Origin of the sequence: Nocardia sp. NPDC059691 (assembly GCF_042733915.1) — a bacterium.
Taxonomy (GTDB): domain Bacteria; phylum Actinomycetota; class Actinomycetes; order Mycobacteriales; family Mycobacteriaceae; genus Nocardia; species Nocardia sichangensis.
The window spans coordinates 1-1173 of record NZ_JBHWFB010000044.1; the positions used below are offsets into that span (position 1 = coordinate 1).

1 protein-coding gene is annotated in these 1173 nt (G+C 63.8%); it reads right to left on the minus strand.

Annotated elements, in window-relative coordinates:
• A partial coding sequence (locus ACFV2O_RS36815) for a condensation domain-containing protein (protein WP_355081662.1) occupies positions 1–1161 on the minus strand: 1161 nt, incomplete at its 3' end.
• Positions 1162–1173 lie beyond the last annotated feature (12 nt).

Below are 1173 nucleotides of genomic sequence, written 5' to 3' on the forward strand. Positions count from 1 at the left end.
GCGGTCTTTGTCGGTGATGGGTGGGGTGGTGGTGGGTGGGGTGTTGTCGATGGTGAGCCAGTTGATGGTGTGGGGGAGGTGTGGGTGTGTGGGGGTGGTGGTGAGGCCGATGGTGGTGTGGGAGTTGGTGGTGATGTGGGTGATTCGTTGGGTGGGGTGTGTGGGGTCGATGGGTAGGAAGGCGGCGCCGGTTTTGGTGATGGCCCAGATGGCGATGATGGTTTCGGGGGAGCGGGGGATGGCGATGGCGACGATGTCTTCGGGGCCGATGTGGTGGTGGAGGAGTTGGTGGGCGAGGTGGTTGGAGCGTTGGTCGAGTTCTTGGTAGGTGATGTGGTGGTTGTTGTGGATGATGGCGGTGTTGTGGGGGTGGTTGTGGGCGGTGGTGGTGAGGAGGTCGGGCAGTGTGGTCGGTGGTGTGGGTGGTGGTCCGGTGCGGGTGAGGAGGTCGGTTTTTTCGGTGGGGTCGAGGATGTCGATGGTGGCGATGGGTTGGGTGGGGTTGGTGGTGATGGCGTGCAGGATGTGGAGCCATCGGTGGGTGAGGGTGTCGATGGTGGTGGGGTTGTAGAGGTCGGTGGCGTAGGTGATGGTGGCGGTCATCTCGCCGTTGTGGTTGTCGGTGAGGATGATTTGTAGGTCGAATCGTGCTGTGGGGGTGGGTGGTTCGGTGGGGGTGATGTCGAGGTGGGGGAGGTGGAGGTGGGGTTGGTCGAGGTTTTGGAAGGCGAGCAGTGTTTGGAAGAGGGGGTGGTGGGAGCGGGTGCGGTGGGGGGTGAGGTGGTCGACGAGTTGTTCGAAGGGGATGTCGGCGTGTTGGAAGGCTTGCAGGTCGGTGTTTCTGGTGCGGGTGAGTAGGTCGGTGAAGGGTTCGTGGGGGTTGATGTGGGTGCGTAGGACGAGGGTGTTGACGAACATGCCGATGAGGTCGTCGAGGGCGGGGTCGCCGCGTCCGGCGATGGGGGTGCCGATGGGGATGTCGGTGCTGTTGCTGAGGCGGGCGAGCAGGACTGCGAGGGTGGCGTGGATGACCATGAACACCGAGCAGTCGTGCTGGCGTGCGAGGGTGTGTAGTGCGGTGATGAGTTCGGTGTCGAGGGTGTAGGTGGTGGTGGCGCCGTGGTGGGAGGCCACTGCGGGGCGGGGACGATCCACCGGCAACGACAACTCCTC